The sequence below is a fragment of the Enterobacter cloacae subsp. cloacae ATCC 13047 genome, assembly GCF_000025565.1.
In the GTDB taxonomy this organism is placed as follows: domain Bacteria; phylum Pseudomonadota; class Gammaproteobacteria; order Enterobacterales; family Enterobacteriaceae; genus Enterobacter; species Enterobacter cloacae.
The window spans coordinates 3,247,531-3,263,552 of the sequence record NC_014121.1; the positions used below are offsets into that span (position 1 = coordinate 3,247,531).

The 16,022-nt window shown below is 53.3% G+C and carries 17 protein-coding genes; all 17 read right to left on the bottom strand.

All coding sequences use genetic code 11. The features are described from left to right. Window positions 1-19: 19 nt before the first annotated feature. Window positions 20-1,993 carry a tail fiber/spike domain-containing protein gene (locus ECL_RS15680; RefSeq protein WP_013097705.1) on the bottom strand — a complete coding sequence of 658 codons (1,974 nt, stop codon included), beginning with the start codon at window positions 1,991-1,993 and terminating at the stop codon, window positions 20-22. Between the two features lie 58 nt (window positions 1,994-2,051). Continuing rightward, a complete protein-coding gene (locus tag ECL_RS15685) occupies window positions 2,052-4,529 on the bottom strand; it encodes a host specificity factor TipJ family phage tail protein (RefSeq protein WP_044158819.1) in 2,478 nt (825 codons plus the stop codon). Then, the gene (locus tag ECL_RS15690) at window positions 4,516-4,908 is read right to left on the bottom strand and encodes an NlpC/P60 family protein (RefSeq protein ID WP_013097707.1); all 393 of its coding nucleotides are present in this window, start codon (window positions 4,906-4,908) and stop codon (window positions 4,516-4,518) included. Before ECL_RS15690 ends, ECL_RS15685 begins: the two co-directional genes overlap by 14 nt. Before the next feature lie 9 nt (window positions 4,909-4,917). Further along, window positions 4,918-5,388, bottom strand: a complete 471-nt coding sequence (locus tag ECL_RS15695) for a hypothetical protein (RefSeq protein ID WP_013097708.1) — start codon at window positions 5,386-5,388, stop codon at window positions 4,918-4,920. Further along, window positions 5,388-5,885 (bottom strand): hypothetical protein, encoded by a 498-nt coding sequence (locus ECL_RS15700; RefSeq protein ID WP_013097709.1) that lies wholly within the window; start codon window positions 5,883-5,885, stop codon window positions 5,388-5,390. Before ECL_RS15700 ends, ECL_RS15695 begins: the two co-directional genes overlap by 1 nt. Next, a complete protein-coding gene (locus tag ECL_RS15705) occupies window positions 5,885-9,334 on the bottom strand; it encodes a tape measure protein (RefSeq protein WP_013097710.1) in 3,450 nt (1,149 codons plus the stop codon). The genes ECL_RS15700 and ECL_RS15705 overlap by 1 nt, the downstream gene beginning before the upstream one ends. Before the next feature lie 58 nt (window positions 9,335-9,392). Beyond that, window positions 9,393-10,076, bottom strand: coding sequence for a DUF6246 family protein (locus ECL_RS15710; RefSeq protein WP_013097711.1), 684 nt, complete (start codon window positions 10,074-10,076; stop codon window positions 9,393-9,395). Between the two features lie 59 nt (window positions 10,077-10,135). Continuing rightward, on the bottom strand, window positions 10,136-10,879 hold the full coding sequence (locus tag ECL_RS15715; protein ID WP_013097712.1) for a phage tail tube protein: 744 nt from the start codon (window positions 10,877-10,879) through the stop codon (window positions 10,136-10,138). A 63-nt stretch (window positions 10,880-10,942) separates the two neighbouring features. After that, a complete protein-coding gene (locus ECL_RS15720; RefSeq protein WP_013097713.1) occupies window positions 10,943-11,326 on the bottom strand; it encodes a phage tail termination protein in 384 nt (127 codons plus the stop codon). Next, entirely contained in the window at window positions 11,323-11,691 is a 369-nt protein-coding gene (locus ECL_RS15725) for a hypothetical protein (RefSeq protein ID WP_044158821.1), read from the bottom strand. The genes ECL_RS15720 and ECL_RS15725 overlap by 4 nt, the downstream gene beginning before the upstream one ends. A gap of 2 nt (window positions 11,692-11,693) precedes the next feature. Further along, entirely contained in the window at window positions 11,694-12,053 is a 360-nt protein-coding gene (locus tag ECL_RS15730; RefSeq protein ID WP_013097714.1) for a hypothetical protein, read from the bottom strand. Between the two features lie 151 nt (window positions 12,054-12,204). After that, window positions 12,205-12,375 (bottom strand): hypothetical protein, encoded by a 171-nt coding sequence (locus ECL_RS15735; RefSeq protein ID WP_013097716.1) that lies wholly within the window; start codon window positions 12,373-12,375, stop codon window positions 12,205-12,207. Then, window positions 12,375-12,776 carry a DUF7370 family protein gene (locus ECL_RS15740; protein WP_013097717.1) on the bottom strand — a complete coding sequence of 134 codons (402 nt, stop codon included), beginning with the start codon at window positions 12,774-12,776 and terminating at the stop codon, window positions 12,375-12,377. Before ECL_RS15740 ends, ECL_RS15735 begins: the two co-directional genes overlap by 1 nt. A gap of 62 nt (window positions 12,777-12,838) precedes the next feature. Then, the gene (locus ECL_RS15745; RefSeq protein WP_013097718.1) at window positions 12,839-13,132 is read right to left on the bottom strand and encodes a hypothetical protein; all 294 of its coding nucleotides are present in this window, start codon (window positions 13,130-13,132) and stop codon (window positions 12,839-12,841) included. Between the two features lie 9 nt (window positions 13,133-13,141). Continuing rightward, the gene (locus tag ECL_RS15750; protein ID WP_013095983.1) at window positions 13,142-14,218 is read right to left on the bottom strand and encodes a major capsid protein; all 1,077 of its coding nucleotides are present in this window, start codon (window positions 14,216-14,218) and stop codon (window positions 13,142-13,144) included. 17 nt (window positions 14,219-14,235) lie between these two features. Further along, complete coding sequence (locus ECL_RS15755; RefSeq protein ID WP_013095982.1) at window positions 14,236-14,685, bottom strand: gp53 minor capsid family protein; 450 nt, start codon at window positions 14,683-14,685, stop codon at window positions 14,236-14,238. A 12-nt stretch (window positions 14,686-14,697) separates the two neighbouring features. Continuing rightward, on the bottom strand, window positions 14,698-16,020 hold the full coding sequence (locus ECL_RS15760) for a hypothetical protein (RefSeq protein WP_013095981.1): 1,323 nt from the start codon (window positions 16,018-16,020) through the stop codon (window positions 14,698-14,700). Window positions 16,021-16,022 lie beyond the last annotated feature (2 nt).

Consider the following 16,022-nt stretch of genomic DNA (forward strand, 5'->3'; position numbering starts at 1 on the left):
GGCGAACGCCCCATTTCTTTTAAGCAAATGCACCAAAGTTACGCCACACAGCAGCAGATCCATTGCCAGCAGTGACGCAAATAGCACCAGCGTAGGCTGTTCCAGAGGCTGGAGGTGTCGTAAACCAGCAAATATCGCCTACGGAATAATTAATTGTTGAGGGTATTCCAGCTACCGTTGTAGCAAAGACTTCTTTTCTCCTGTTTCCTCCGAAATTGATAATGCCATGAGTTCTAGCTGATGAGCCCTCGTTAATCATCGAGATATATCCATTAGCCTGTATGTTATCAACCATTACGTTCGTTGCGCTTGCGTTATTGATAACGAACTGAATCTGAGTTGATGACTGTGAGTTTCGAACATTCAGACCAAGAATCTGAATATTGTTACCACCTCTTATTATTTCCACTGCATTATAAGCTGAGCCACCAAATGCAACACTCATGCTTGGGTTTTTTAACTGAATTGCGTTTAGTACAATGTCTGCACAGTTCTCCATAACAAGGCCATGTTTATATAGCTTACCGAAGGCATTACCAGACACAACGCCGCCTCTCACTCCTGTCATCCATAATGCATAATCAGGGAAGGACTGCGGGTTGGTGCTTGCCGCGTCCGAGGCTATAGTATTGCCTATCAATACAAAATTATCATAGTCAGTATTTGATGATGTAGCGGTATTGTCGATTTTAATCATCACTGATAATGATCCACCACAGCGGAATATGTCATTGCAGGACATGATGCTCCCTCTACCGAAGTGGCCCAGGAAGAATTGGAAGCACCCATTGTCGCATTTGTTATTTTTAATGCTGATATCACCGGCATAATTATCCGCTAACACACCTTGGGCAGTGTTGGTTACAAGTTTTATGCACACAGAATCCGCAAGACTAGTATCGGTAGCTGATCCAAATCCGCCACATGAGTGGAATCTATTGTCGTCTATAACGTGACCACGGAATTGCTGACCAGGCACGTAGTTAAGAGTTATTGGGAAAGCGACATGCGAATAACCATTAAGCCGCTGAGTAAGGTTTCTACCATACCCAACCACACCGTTCTTCAGGCAAAAGAATGTACAGCCGTGCACAGTGCTATCGATGTCTGCAAGCGTGCCCGTTGACGGCTGGAACTTCACGCCGGTACATGTTTCTGTAGCACCAAAGTTAACTGCGGCTTCGAAACCTTCAAAAAGAAGGCCTTCAATACGACAACCACTTCTTGTGAATGTCATCAATGTTGTATTGGCGGCCGCAGCTTTAATTTTAGTTGTGGATGCGCCGTAAGGGTATTCACCTGCACCTTTGATAACCAAAGACGTATTGTTAATAGTTAAACCGGTAGTAAGGTACGTCCCCGCCGGGATACGGACGCTTGTCCTGGTTCCATTAGTATTTAAAAGGGAAAAGAAACCGTTAAGAGCTGCCGTCGAATCAGTAGCGCCTGTCGGATCTACCCCGGCGATCGCACCAACGCTCAACTCCTCATCTAATCTCTTTTTAACCGTATAGGCGCGATAATGGCCGATTGCATTCTGAACAGTCGTTGCATTTCCATCTGAGTCCAGCGCGCCGATCATTCCCGCGCCCGCAGATGTAGCTAGCATTGCTCGCAGGCTCGCATCACCAATACCTACCCACGCGCCTACGCCAACCCCGCCGGAAGATGATGGCGTAGAGCCGGCATCCACATGCTTCGGCAGCGCGCCGTCCCAACGATAATATTCGCCGGTATCTTCGTCACGTAGCGCCTGGTTTGGCAGGGTGATATTAGCGCCGTCCTGGAACGAGTCGATAAGGACCCACCCGAACTGAGCAATAGCCTGCTGAGCCAGCCAGCGAAGACCTTCGATGGTGTAATGCTCGTTTCCGAACCGGTCAACATAGGTGTTTACCAGCGAAGTAACGAACTCGTCAATTTTACCCGCGTTAAACTTAAGGTCGCGTGGTGATTCGCTCGGAACAGAATTCTGAGTAGGTGTAGTAGCCATATTGATTCCATAAAAAAAACCGGCGCGGTGGCCGGGTTCGGTTGGTCGGGGACGGTTCTTATTGGTAGATGGCGTCGCTGTATTCCGCGACGGTCAGAGATACCGTGTTATCTGTGTTCGGTTTGATGCTGTTGACCGTCCATAGCTGACTGTCCAGCTCCTCCACTGTCGCAATGAGATAGCGCGACGGGAGCTGCACAGTGTCTCCGTTCCATATGTTGAGCTGAATGTTGGGGATAGCCGCGGTGAAGCCGTACTTCGTGTCGCTACGGGCGGTGGCTGGATAACGCAGAGTGGGATTGCCAAGACTGTCGGTTACCAAGACAAACATATCCCCGGAAAAGGTGATCGGTTCGCTGGTATCAAAGTCATTCCCGGTGCGGCCTGTTATGTAACCCTGCTGCTGGTTGCTGTCGTAGATGTCCGGCATCTGAATGACGCTGCCTACCTGAATGATTCCATCTTCAAACACTTTGGCGTTCATCTTCACCCTGGAGTAGATAAGTCGCTTCGTTTCGCGCAAAGCGCGTTCCCGCGCCTGGTACTCGTTACGGAATCCGACGATCTCCAGCTTGTTCGGGTTTTCCGCTTCCTGCTCGACGATAGCGCCGTTCACCACGCGGTAGTTGATGTACGTCTTGTTGTTTGTTGTCGGGTGGACGTATGACACCTGCACGCCGTCATAACCGCCAGGAAGAGTAGCTTCGTACGTCATTTTGTACTCGTCCGTCTTCATGTTGGCCCGGTTGAATACGGCCGCCGGGTAGTCAACCTTCTGGTCGCGAGTAAACGTCAGCACGCCATCATCCCAGTAAGCCACCACTGAAGCCGCATTGCAGATCGCCTGTACGCGGTCACCGAGAGAGTCATTCTCATCGTCAAACGTGTAGTCGAAGTAACCCAGCCGTTTATCAGGCAGGCTTTCAGCGATCGAGTACAGTCCATACAGGTCAATGCTGCTTACCGGCTGCTCGCCCATAATCAGCCAGGTGTGCGCCACTGCATCAGCGAACGAGCGCGACGGACGCAGCGTGTAATCCACCGTCTGCGTGTCCAGGTCGTAGGTGATGGTATGGCGCGTCACCAGCGCGTTATATTTGCGCTCACGGCTTCCCAGCGCGTTCTCGGTCGCCCTCACTTTCACCCGTACCAGCGTGTCAGTCTGGTGAACGACGTTTGTCCGGATGTTGATACTGTGGATCTCTTCGACCTTCAACAGGCTTGCATCACTGGAGTTATCGGTGCGCTGGAAGCTAACCGCGTACTTTCCGAATCCCCCGGAAGGTGTGATTTTGTCAGTGCGGTAGAATACCTCACTTGTGGAATCATGCGGGGTCGTCTGCCGGTATGTGAAAGTCTGCTGCGTGCCAGGCACCTGGTTGTAATCGTCGTCGATTTTCCAGAGGACGACCTTCCAGTTAGTTTCCTTATTTCCGCCCAGGCTGGACTGTGTATGCAGCCAAAGCTGAGTTGACTCAACCGGGGAGAAGAACGGTCCGACGATCAGAGCCTCGTTGTCATTGAGAATGAACTTCGTGGTGTTTATCGTCGCGTTGGCAGGGATATCCTGTGGTCCCTGGAGTTGGTTCATCGTGAAGGTGTACCACTGAACTGGGTTAACCACCGCGCCGTCGTTTGTTTCGACTGCGGAAATCAGCGTGCCGGAGAATGTCGCATCGGTAGTCACGTTGCCGGAGGCCGTGCTATACGTCACGTTGATGGTGAAAGTCACAGCGTGCGGCAGAACCAGGCCCATGAAGTAATCAAACTCAGCCTGCTTGACGATTTTCATCGCTATCTGGCCGCCGGAATACGTTCCGCTGACAACCGTGTTTGCCGTTGCTGTTTCGATCGGGAAATCGCTGGCTTCGTTCTGCCCGGGCACCTCCTGCCCGTCGACGTCATCGAACCCGTATCCCTCAACGATCTGCGGAATAACTTCGCCTGGCTGGAAGAACTGGAATTCGGCACCAGCCAGTGAGCCGAGGCTTGATTCTGAGTAGCGCACAGACTCGTAATCGTATTTGCCGATCCCGATGCACATCCATTCCGTGACGTACTTTAGGCCGCCGTCGGTGGACGTCTGGTGCACGTATTCGAATACTGACTCCTGAATCAGATCCGGGAACGAACGAATCTGGCCGTATATGTCTGGCTTGGCCTTATACACACGCGCGGTGTTTGTCTGACCGGTCAGACTATTGTTTGGTGAGTCGACGGTATTTCCGCCGTTGTTTGCGATAGCTGGCTTCGGCGCCAGGAACGAAAACACCTGGCCCACCACTTTAAAGATCGGGCTCAGAATGTCGCCGACAATACCTTTCGGCTGGTCGAAAATCTGGATGTTGTCCAGCTCGCTCAACTCAAACGCCAACTCATCATCGTCGCCAAGCCTTACGCCGTTGCGGACGATCAGCAGATCACGGTGAAAGGTGGCGTCATTGGCTGCCAGCCAGTCATAAAAAAGGGTGCCGTTTGGCACCCTACAACGCAGCTTAGGCGTTCCTGGAAAGTTCGATATCTCAACCAGCGCCATATTCGAAAAACTCCACTTTAGTGAATGCACGCTGAATGACCAGCAACGAGTCCATGCGCACGCTTCCGTTCTCGCCGCGTGAATGCAGCGCCTGCCTGTTAAGCACCAGCCCAACGTGCGCCGGTTGCGCGCCGCGGTACCAGACAAATATTCCCCCATCGATCGGTTTATCGACCTGGCGCCAGAAGACGACGTCCCCCTGATAGCAGGTGAAGAAGTCCTCACCGGCTTCGTAGTCCGGTGTCTGGTGCAGCTCTATACCGATAACGTGCCGGTAATACAGCACAACCAGCCCCCAGCAGTCGACTTTCTCGAACGAGCAGGCCCGGTTAGCCCACGGTACTCCGATAACCCGCCGGATAAATTCATCTTTAGTCATGCGGATTCCTTATAGGTACTGGAGTCCAGTGTATTCGCGGGGATCGTATAATTTTCCAATATTATTATTGAGCGGGTTGGTCACAGACAGAGTGACCGATGCGGCGTCGGCATCAATATCTACCGTCTTGACGTATAACTGCCAGGACTTAATCGGCACCGACACATCGCCGCTGTCGAAGATCTGCCGCGTGGCCGTGATGGCTGTCAGCCTGGCCGCCCCCTTCCACTGTTTCATCAGCGCTTTGATATCCGACGACAACCGGCCTAACTTCACCGTCGCGTCGATCACCGGCGTGCCGCTCTGCTGACTCTCCTCGATTTCAAAGCGCGCGGGAGTGTACGTCTGGCCGCCAAGCGTCTTCGCAAAGAACTGCTTGTCGACCAGGCGGACGTAGCCAAAGGATGGATGGTAGAACGTGATGGTATCGTATAGACCGCGCGTCGGGCGCTGCTGCTTATATTGACGAAAAGATGGCATCAGGGGATCCTCGGGAGACTTTCCGGATCACGCCCGTCCGGATAACCCGTAACCACGATATCCAGCCACGAATCCCAAGGCGGCGGCAGTTCAACAATGATGTCGTCGAATTCGTCGTCTGCGTTGTAAAGGTGGTTGGCGATAACGGTTCCCGTCCAGGTCACCACTCCGCCGTCGATACTGGTTTGCACCGGCATCTGCGTGAAGTGAAGCTCCTGTAGCTGCAGTCCACTGCCGCCAAGATTGATATTCATCCGGAACCAGTTCAGCCCCCGGTTGAGATAGTTCGGGCTGCGCAGCCACTGCTGGAAGGCGCGCTCCTGCGCCAGAGTGAAGATCCACGTCAGTGACCAGGTCACTTTCAGGTCGTCGGTTTGATTCTCGAAGATTGCCGGGCCGACCGCTGGCTGATCGGTCTGGAACCCGGTATCAAGCGTCATGTTTTTGCTGGCCTTCTGCGCCAGCGGCAGCCAGTCGGGATAGTCGATAATTGGCATCAGCCCTGCCCTCTTGGCGTGCGTTTAACGTTCATGTTGCTGGTTATGGCGTTACTGATTGGCCCGCCGTTGTTCAGGTCAGCGACGATTAAATCCACAGTCACGCCGCCATTGCCGTCAGAACTGGCCTGCGCATCTATTGATGAACCGTTATAGTTCTGAACATTTAAGACAACGTTGATGCCTCCCCCACCCTGCATATCCTTGTTGCTGATCACCTTGCCGTTGTCGCCCGGTATCATGTACTGCTTACCGGTACTGGCCTGGTAAATCTCCGGCTTCCCTCGCTCACCGACCTGATAAAGACCTCCTGCATTCACCGGGCCGCCATTGTAACGCATACCGGTTAAAGCAAGGCCCTGTGCCAGGCCTACCGTTGAAGCAATTCCTGTCATGGCAGGAACTGAGTTCCCACCAAAAGAGGCAAGACTGGCAAAGGCTGCTGCCGGAGCCCATGCTTTAGCCAGAAATACAGCCTCCGTCGCACTGGCAGCAGTAGCTGCTGCGCCCAATGTCTGCCCTATAATGAAGTTTTTGAGAGCCTCTACCCCAACCTGGACTAGCGCATTTACCACGCTATTCAGCATCGTGTTACCGAGTGAGCGCATAGCATCCTGCGCTGACATCGTTCCGGTGATCAGCCCGGTTAACGCATTAGATGCATTACCTGAAAACGCATCTACTGCACTTGTCAGCATGCTGTACCCCAGGCTCTGCTGGCTAAGAAGCTCCCATTGTGCAGCGGTTCTTTGCTGCTCATACTGCGTATCGGCAGCATTTTTAAGGGCTAATGCATTCTGGTGAGCTAATAACCCCTGCTGCTCGAACTGTTGGATAAGGGCCAGTTGCTGTGCGTGCTGATTAGCTAATTGCTGCACTGGATCAACCTGTGCAACTGCCTCTTGCTGTGGCGTCACCGCCTGCTGCGCGCGGATTTTTGCGAGGTTTGCCTGGTGAGTTGCCTCCAGTCTCTCAGATGTCTGATTGAACTGCTCCTGACTGATTTTCTTAGCAGCCAGAGCGGTATTCAGATCCTGAACATCTTGCTTATAGCTGGCGTTTTCGCGCGCTTCCGGTAGAAGCTTTTGCGCGGCAGCCTCGGCCTTGATGGCATTCGCCGTATCCCATTTCTCTGCAGCATACTGGCGGGCTTCGGCGATCTGGGCCTGAGTCGCGCCCTTCCCAAGAGATTGCTCGGCATTAAGAATGGCCTGCTCTCTGCTAAGTTCTTGAGTTGACCCAGCCGCCAGTTCTGCTTGCTGCTTCAGGTTTGCCAGCTTCTGAGCAACAGATTCAGCAGAAGACGCTGATTTTTTCCCCTGCTGCTCACTCTCTTGTTGAGCTTTATTCCTGGCTTCTTCTGACTTCTCTAAATCATAATTCTCAGCAGCCAGCCTGCCAGCTGCAGAGATTTGATTCTGATTGTCAGTGACCTTGGCAGCCTGGATCCTTGCTTTGGCTATCGCCCGCTCTCTTTCATCCTGAATTTTAAGTAATTCATTCTGCTCTTCCAGAGTAGCGATAACTTTATCCCCCTCCTTGGTCGCCGGAGATATCTGAAGCGCTTTTGGGTCGAAGCTTTTTCCGGCCTGATTAGCTCGGTTTATTTCATCAGCTGTTTCTCCAAAGGCTTTCGCTACCGCACCCTGCACCTGCTCGAGGGACCATGATTTTTCAATGAGTTGGTCATGAACTCCCATCGCCGTGAGCATGTTGTTCGTGAGCGTTCGAGTCGCCTCTGACGCGGTTTCTTCTGTCCTGGATAATTTATCCTTTGCAGCCTCAAGGTCTCGCGTCTTACGCGCCAAATCATCAGACACTTCAGCTTGTTGCCGGGCAAAGTCTGCGCCCTGCCCCATAGATTCAGCAACCTTCTGGGCGGCCGGGGTAAAGTTCTGGTATCTGTCTCTCAGCGAGTCAACTTCACTTTGCAGATCGGCAACAGCCTCTTTCTGAGCTCGAATAGAATTATTTGCATCTGCAATTGCCCCACGCAGCTGCGTGTTTGACATTGCATTCATGGCAGCATTTAGCTTATCCAGACCATCAGCGAAGGCGATAGCCTCCTCTTTTGCCTGCTGGGCTTTCTGCCAGAAATAGAAGATAGCTCCGGCAGCAAGCATAGCCGCCCCAGCTGGACCACCTATAAGAGCAAGCGCACCGCGAGCCATTCCGATACCAACGGACGCTGCACGAGCAGCTGTCGCCGCACGGGCCGACGCTGCAGCCTGGGCAGTTTCAGCCTCCGCAAGAGCAAGAGATGCGGTAGTAGCCCGTGTTTTTGCGGCCACAAGAGCATCCATTGCCAGCATCTCTGCAGCGCTACCTTTTGCCACGTTATATTCAGCCTGGGCCAGCGCGAGAGAAGATAGAGCAGCCTCTTTATCAGCAAGAGCCTTACGCTGAACAGAATTAGCAGCAACCAAAGCAGCCTGTGCCGTCTGATTGTCTGCTACGACCTGCTGACGAGATGCTGCGATATCTGCAATTTTCGCAGAGGTGGCCATGGTCAGAGCGCCGACATATCGCGCGCCCATAACACCTGCAACAATGGTCAGAGTAGCGCTGAGAACGTCCAGGTTTTCACTGAGTGTAATAACTGAATCACTGAATATTTTGACGCCAGTTTTTACAGTGGCATTCTCGCCAAAGAACTTCGTGATGTTGTTGTTGGCAATTTCAAGAGACTGGCTGATCGTTGCAGTAGTTTTAGCGAACTCCTGTCCAATTTTATCGCCCTGAGAAAGCAACCCATTCACGATCACATCAGTGGTTAACTTGCCCTCTGCAGCCATGTTTCTGAGCGCCCCAATGCTGACATTCATAGAGTCAGCAAGAGCAATCATGAGCCGGTTACCCTGCTCGTTCACAGAGTTAAATTCATCACCTCTTAAAGCTCCGGACGCCAGCCCCTGAGCAAGCTGAATGATTGCGTTGCTTGCCTCCTCGGCTGTTGACCCTGAGACCACGAAGCCCTGGTTAATAATGGTTGTCAGCCTGGTAATGTCCTCAACACTGACACCATAACTCCGTGTTGATCGCTCGAGACGTGCATAGAGAGTGGCCGTGGCATCGAGACCTGAACGAGTCTTTTGAGAGATATCAAAAACACGCTCGGTGACATCAGCCAAGGTCTCAAAAGGAGGTACGGAATCCCTGACGGCGTTTGCCAGTTTATTACTCAGGTCCTGCCATGCCTGGGCATATGCGCCAACCTGCTGGACAGAAAGAGCTGCTATGAGCGCTTTCGCGACGCCAGTTAAGCTGGACATAGTGCCTTCAATCGAGGACAGGGATCGCTCAGTGCGGTTTAATCCCGCCTCAAGACGACCCATGCTACCGTTGAGCCCATTCAACGCGGCATCAATATCCCGGCGTCCCTGAAGGATCCCGGCGGTGTCCATGTCAACTTCATAAACAATCGTTCCAGCGCTGACAGTACCATCCATAATCTAATCTCCGGGCAATAAAAAACCCCGCCTGAGCGAGGTTACTGTAATGAACAGCTCATGCCGCCTGCTGAGCCATCGACACTCTTCTTGCTTTTTTGGCTAAATAATCCTCTGATATTGAGTCATATTCTTCCCTGGTAAATCCTTTCTGGTCCGGGTATTTGGCAGCAATTAAATACTGAAACTCAGTCATGGTAAGCTGCTCCGCCTCATCCCGACTCATACCAAAATGATTTCTGGCTGCGCTGATATACTCGAATGCATTAAATTCAGATGTCGTGCTGGTATTCTCATGGCGCTGTAGCTTTCTTATCCTGGCTTTCCCAATAATGCCGTGCGTTATTAGTGCTTGCGCAATCACAACCATATCAAACTCATCCATTGCCCCATGCCGGAGTTTGAATGGCTTTCCTTTGGTTTTGGCTATGCGTAGCTCACCAATCAATGGGGTAACGTCTGTGTCGCAACAGGATGAAAGCACCGTCATTGCAGCCATTATTGCTTTTTTCCCATAACTGGTTGTTCTTATATGCTGAATGAGCCACTCAGGCACCAATCCATAGGCATTGATGGCCGACCTTATAAGATCTGATACTTCATCATGATGAAGATCATAGAAAGCAGTAACGATATCTTTTGGCTCGCCTATTCGAGTCATATTGATAAACGATGGACGGAAAAAGTATTCCTTTTCGCCAGCAGCAATAAGGAATTCGCCAATTTCTTTTAATGGGATCATGGGTCAATTCCGTTTAGCGGTCATTATCAAGGGCAGCACGCCGCCCTTTGGAATGTCCGTTACGTAACGGTAACCGTATGCACGGCCACAAAGTTGCCGTCTTCGGTGTTGATGATGATCTGCGCGCTGCCGGTGGCGACGCGCGTCACGGTAACGGTGTTGCCGGATGCGGTGGCCGTTGCTTTGGTCGCATCGGTAGTCGCTACAGTGAAATCTTTGTTGGTTGCGCCGGTTGGTGCGATGTTCACCGTGAAGGTGCTGGTACCGCCTGCCGTGCCGGTGCTGGTTGTCGGGGTTACCGTCACGCCAGTCACCGCAACCGCAGTGATTTCGTTCACTTCGATAGTGCTCGCATCGCCGACTTTGAACTCAGTAGAGAACGTGACGATGTCGTTGGTACCACCGTCAGAGCTCAGCGCCGTGATGTTCATGTAGCCGATGAATTCGACCGGGCCGTAGTCCATGCGCACCCAGATACCAGGCTGGCGCTTGGCCTTCAGCTCATCAGCGAAATACTTGATGAACTTGCCGACACCGTACTGATCCAGTTTGTCCTTCTTGCGCACTTCGCCTTCAAAGCTCAGGGTAAAATCACTGTTGGTGATGATGGTCTCGACATAGCCGCCTCCGTCATCCGCATCAGAGGTAACCGAGTTCGGGTTGAAGTCGAAGCCCTTAGACGTACCGGCAGCCAGCGCCATCCACTCAGATTCAAGTGGCTTGACGTCAGGGCAGCCATCGGCGACTTCCAGCACGACCGCACCGCCGAACAGGCGCTCGTTCGAGTTCTGGCAATTAGCCATGTGAAACTCCTCTTTGACGTATAAAAGAAAACCCGCCTGAGCGGGTTATTTGGTTGGGAATGGCTAGTCGCCAAACGTGCATGCAAATTGCAATCGGAAGACTATTCGCCCTTCTTCTGTTAGCACAGGGGGCGGGATTGCGCCCATGTTCTGGATGTAGCCGACACACTCGTCAGCCATGGGGTTGGCCTGGACGTAATCGACGATGCGCTGTACGGCATTGAGTGCGTCTTTGCGCTTATCTTTTGCGCCTACTACGTCGACCAGGACGTGATACTCAGAGCCGAGGTCTGTACGGATATTCGAGCCGCCGTTTGGCCTGAACACCATGATCGCTTTCGACAGGTCGCCGGGGTCATCGTACATCAGCTGCTGCACTGTGAAACCCACAGTTATCCCGGCATCGACGAACATGTTTCTGACCCGCTCATGCATCATTGGTGTCATAGTGAAAGCTCCTTACGCACAACATCATCGATGGCAGAGCGCTCCTCTTCAAATCCAAGGGTGAGGAATTCTTTTTTAGCAGTTGAGCGACGGAACCTCTGCGGGTTGCCAGGGTCATGAACATAAACGGCATAGTTGGTCGAGTAACCAACCCTGCCTGTGATTACAGCTCCGTCAGTTACGATTTCGCGAAACTGGCTATTCAAAAGTGCTGAGGTATCGATCGGCGTGTAAAGTGCCGCTCTAGCCGCCCCAAGAATCATCGCAGACTGGAGCGCTCGAATGATTTTCCTACCCTGAATATCATTCAGAATTCTGTCAATATTGCGCTCAACACGTGCCGCGCCACGAATTTTTATGCCCATAATTACACTCTGCTTGAGGCCGTTATAATGGCGTAATCATCCGTCAGTCGCTCGAACGTATCGGCGTAACGGATAACCTGACGCACCTCGTCAGCACCTGCCGCAACCGGGTTTGCTTCATTCGATACGCCAATCATGATGTAATCACCAGCGGCCGCCAACGCGAACTCCGTCCAGACAGTGTTCTTCACGACGATTTCAGCGCCCAGGCTGGCTAACTTCTTGCTGAGCCCGCCCTCGTAATCACAGGGGATTTTCTCAGGTTCGGCATAGCCCAGCGGATCGCCGTATTCGTCATTTCCTTCCAGCTTGCGCCAGATGGTCGCCGTGGCTGTGTATGACCAGTTCGCTACCGATGACATCAGCCCTCCTTCCAGCGCAGGAAAACCGTCACGTTTCCGCACTGGCCTTTAAGTTGCTCACTGCGCTTAATGGCGTTCGGTGGGATGCAAGAGTCCATGACGACTTCGCCAACTCGATAAAGTGGACTTTTTTTCAGTAACCCGCCTCGCTTCATTCTTTCCACCTCAGCACCTTCGCGCCAGTCGCCCGGATGCGCGGGCAGTTGATGAACCACTCGCCGTCTGATTTTACGTAGCCGGTAGTCTCCCGCCCGGTGTCGGTCATCACCCAGACGCGGGTGAACGAGCGCGGCAGGCCGTGCTTAACTGATTTGTACGTCATCACTTGCCCCCGCACATGCAGCCGCCCTTCCCGATCCAGATACCAGCAAATGCCGGGGCGGCGGTAGGGTCGGCAGGAATTAGCGAGGTGGCGCATCCGTACTTATCCAGCTCGCGCAACAGGTTAACCGAGGCCTTCCAGCGATCGGTGAACGATTGGTATCGGAACGAGCGCGATGCACCACTCGGAGCTGTCTGGCTTGAGATGTACTTATCCCCCTGCCCGAGACCCATAAGCGCCAGCAGATAGAGCTGAATCAGCAGCGCGGTCGATGCCGGATAATGCGCATCGAGACACTCCTGAATGCTGTTGGCCTGGTCGACGAGAGCCTGAAGAACAAAATCGGGAATGGTAATTCCCTGGCTCTCCAGATACTCCTTCGCCTGTTCGAGAGTTACCATTATCGACTCCGTGAAATACCCCGCCGGGGCGGGGCATAAAAAAACCGCCTTAGCGGCGGCTGTTATTCAGCAGGGAAAAGCTTTTCGAGTTCGCCATCCGGCAACAGCTCACTGAGCTTTTCCGCGCCCAGGGTGCCTTTGAACTCAATTCCCAGCTCAGTAAGGCGGTCCTGAATAATCTCTTTGCGAGATTTTTCACTGGTACCGGCATCAGGTGTTGCAGGTTTCAGCTCGCCACCAGCCTCGCCCTTCATCAGCCGGACGTTAGACTTCAGCGCCGGGTGAAGATCTTTCAACTCCACCACGTCGCCAACCTTTACGCCGAACCATGGGCGCACAACTTCGTATTTAGCCATGCTGTTTCCTTACGCCAGGTTAGCGCCGTAGACAACGCCAGACAGGCCCTGATCGTCTGCAGTAATTTGCAGGCCTTCAGCAGACATGATCTGGAAGTTGTAGTTAACGTTAGGCAGTGGGCGCGGCAGTGGCACAACGCCAACAGCCATACCCACCAGTGGGGAGATCACGTCACGACGACGAACGTACGCGATAAACTCGTTACCGGTCAGCGCGAAGCTCATGCGGATTTCTTTCACCGGTGCGAATGGCAGAACAGCCTGCAGGAGAGTGCCGCTCACCACACCATTAACTACGTATGGCTGAGCCATATTTGCCCAGATCTCAGGGGAAACCCACATCACATCATACTGAGCTACTTTGTTGGTGCGTGCGGTGGTACCGAATGCTCCTTTACCAAAGAACTCAAAATATTGAGTCGTGGTTGCGCTGGTCAGGTCGATGTTCGCACCACCAGCACCAGAACCGAGGTTAATCTTCTTGGTGTTGCGGTGGTTCTTGATGCCCTGCGCCGGGTAGGACTGAACCTGAATTTTTGAATCGCCGTTCAGGTAGTAGTTGACGCGCTTCTGGTTGAACTTGCGCATCTTCGCCATCTGCGAATCCAGAACCAGATCAATGCCTACAGAGTTAAGGCCAGCAGCATGACGCCAGTTAACACCGTAGCCAGCAGTGAACACCGGAATCGGGTCGCCATCGCTCGCGTAGTCAGTGTGGTCGAAGGAGAATGGCGCCTGACCATCGATGCTTACTGACACGTCGTCAGCGATGTCGCCGACCACGTTATACAGCTTGGCGGTTTTACCAACCGGCAGCACGGTCTGAACGCCGATCAGGTCGTTTACGATTTCCATGCCAACTTCCTGATCCCGCAGCTGCAGCACCTGGTTGTCAATCTCAGCCCAGAAGTCACGGGAGAAACCGCCAACAGCGTTACAAGCCAGCATGTCAGGCGTCATCATTGCGCGGTTAGCTGCAATGATGGAATCGTTCTGTAGGTTCCACATGTTGCGGTTTGCCCACAGCTCACTCCAGTGCCCGCCGAGGCGGGAGTTAGTCGCCAGCGTCTCTTTAGAGAAGTACATATGTGTTTGTCCTTTTGTTACGCGCCAGCTGCGGCGACAGTGCCAACGCGCATACGCACGCGAATGAAGTCAGTGGTGCTGGCCGCGATGGTGTATTCATCCTGGCTGTAGCCGATCACTGAATCAGTGTCGGATGTGGCAAGGGTAAACTGACCGGCAGTTCCCAGCTTGATCGGGCTGTCTTTTTTATACGCACCAGGCAGGCAGCGCAGCGCCAGCTCACGACCTTCTTCGACGTAGTTACCTACTGCCGAATCCCCGGCAGGGATTTCTTCGGTGATTGTCAGGCCCTGGTGATAACCGACATCGATGATGTACAGGCGGCCGGTTAGCGCGGTGGCCTGAGCGAATTTATCGGATGAGTTGATGGTTGCGGCGGTGCCAGGAAGCAACCCGGCGGCCGTTGTGCGGGTTTCGGTCTTGTACAGAGACTGACCGTCGATATTAACGCGACGATAACGTGGCATTATTCCGGCTCCTTACTTGAAGTGTTCGTCTGCGGCTGGTGCGCCGGTTTCTTTGTGCTGCTGAGCATTGTTGGTGCCCAGCGGCGCAGCTTCGCCCAGCGACTTGAACATCGCGTCCAGAGCTTCGCCTGACAGAGCGTTCGCGACGATATCGCCATGGACCTTCGCAACCGCTTCGCGCTTTGCTTTCTCTTCGGCACGGGAGTTCGCGGTAAGGGTTTCCGCGAGTTGCTTCTGATTGGCCTGCAGCGCATCAACCTTTTCCGCGAGAGGCTTAATAGCCGCTTCAGTATTGGTCGCAACAGCCTGGCCGATCATGCTGCCGATTTGTTCCAGTTCTTCTTTGGTTAAAGGCATGTCGCCCTCCGTTTTGTGGTTTGGTGCAGGCTGTTCCTGCGGTGTGAATAGAGCTTTGAATTTGTTAGCGACGACTGCCACCCACGACTCCTGGCGCGCTACTGCGGTTCCGGTATCGTCGATTGTGATCTTCCCGCCATCAGCGGAATAACCGTAAACCTGAGCATCACCGCCATTTCGCACGATGACCACCTGCGAGTCAGTGAAGTCAGCAACCCAGGCATATTCATCCGTGCCCGGCGCAAACTTGGCTTTGGCTGCCCGATCGAGACGCTGCTCGCGCTCCCGGTAGGATTCACCCACCAGCGCGCCGGAGTTCGCTTTAAGCGGCTGCGCCAGATCGGCGTTTACCATCAGGCCAACGCCCTGCTCAGGGGTGGCGGCTCCGACTTCGTGCAGTAGGATCGCGTCGTGGTCCATGCTGTGAATCTTCGCCACCCACTCGGCACCCGTAGCTCTCTGTTGTTCGTTAGGCTCAAGCTGGTCGAGGAAAGCGGCGACACTGGTATGAATCGGCGGAACGTCATCGCCGCGCTCGATGGCTGCGACGCGCTCAAGTAGTTCTCGGCCACCTTCAGACTCACCGGCGCGGGCAACATCAACCCACTTTTCGAGGTAGATACGATTACCGGACTTCTTAACGTTGCGGTTCCACGCGCCGATATGGCCTGCGTTAATCCCCTCCGGGGAGAAAGCAGACACGAACTGACCATTAACCTGAGGGTGGCCCAGCGGCGCCAGGGTACCTTCCAGCCCCTTATAGTGGGCGTCGATTTGCTCTTGCGTGTACAAGCCGCCATTCATGACGACGTTAGCTGGAAGTGTGTAGCTCGGCAGCACCAGGTGCTCACGCCCGTTGTATGTTTCGCGCCGGATAGACTGGCTGTTCACCTTTGTGGTGATGTTGACCTGAATATGCTCACCATGTTTCGGTGCCTGGATTGGACGCTGTGCTTCGTGGTTTACCTGGAATTTCATGA

Coding starts and splice junctions, on each gene's coding strand:
- ECL_RS15680 (WP_013097705.1), bottom strand. CDS start 1,993: ATGGCTACTACACCTACTCAGAATTCTGTTCCGAGCGAATCACCACGC.
- ECL_RS15685 (WP_044158819.1), bottom strand. CDS start 4,529: ATGGCGCTGGTTGAGATATCGAACTTTCCAGGAACGCCTAAGCTGCGT.
- ECL_RS15690 (WP_013097707.1), bottom strand. CDS start 4,908: ATGACTAAAGATGAATTTATCCGGCGGGTTATCGGAGTACCGTGGGCT.
- ECL_RS15695 (WP_013097708.1), bottom strand. CDS start 5,388: ATGCCATCTTTTCGTCAATATAAGCAGCAGCGCCCGACGCGCGGTCTA.
- ECL_RS15700 (WP_013097709.1), bottom strand. CDS start 5,885: ATGCCAATTATCGACTATCCCGACTGGCTGCCGCTGGCGCAGAAGGCC.
- ECL_RS15705 (WP_013097710.1), bottom strand. CDS start 9,334: ATGGATGGTACTGTCAGCGCTGGAACGATTGTTTATGAAGTTGACATG.
- ECL_RS15710 (WP_013097711.1), bottom strand. CDS start 10,076: ATGATCCCATTAAAAGAAATTGGCGAATTCCTTATTGCTGCTGGCGAA.
- ECL_RS15715 (WP_013097712.1), bottom strand. CDS start 10,879: ATGGCTAATTGCCAGAACTCGAACGAGCGCCTGTTCGGCGGTGCGGTC.
- ECL_RS15720 (WP_013097713.1), bottom strand. CDS start 11,326: ATGACACCAATGATGCATGAGCGGGTCAGAAACATGTTCGTCGATGCC.
- ECL_RS15725 (WP_044158821.1), bottom strand. CDS start 11,691: ATGGGCATAAAAATTCGTGGCGCGGCACGTGTTGAGCGCAATATTGAC.
- ECL_RS15730 (WP_013097714.1), bottom strand. CDS start 12,053: ATGTCATCGGTAGCGAACTGGTCATACACAGCCACGGCGACCATCTGG.
- ECL_RS15735 (WP_013097716.1), bottom strand. CDS start 12,375: ATGACGTACAAATCAGTTAAGCACGGCCTGCCGCGCTCGTTCACCCGC.
- ECL_RS15740 (WP_013097717.1), bottom strand. CDS start 12,776: ATGGTAACTCTCGAACAGGCGAAGGAGTATCTGGAGAGCCAGGGAATT.
- ECL_RS15745 (WP_013097718.1), bottom strand. CDS start 13,132: ATGGCTAAATACGAAGTTGTGCGCCCATGGTTCGGCGTAAAGGTTGGC.
- ECL_RS15750 (WP_013095983.1), bottom strand. CDS start 14,218: ATGTACTTCTCTAAAGAGACGCTGGCGACTAACTCCCGCCTCGGCGGG.
- ECL_RS15755 (WP_013095982.1), bottom strand. CDS start 14,685: ATGCCACGTTATCGTCGCGTTAATATCGACGGTCAGTCTCTGTACAAG.
- ECL_RS15760 (WP_013095981.1), bottom strand. CDS start 16,020: ATGAAATTCCAGGTAAACCACGAAGCACAGCGTCCAATCCAGGCACCG.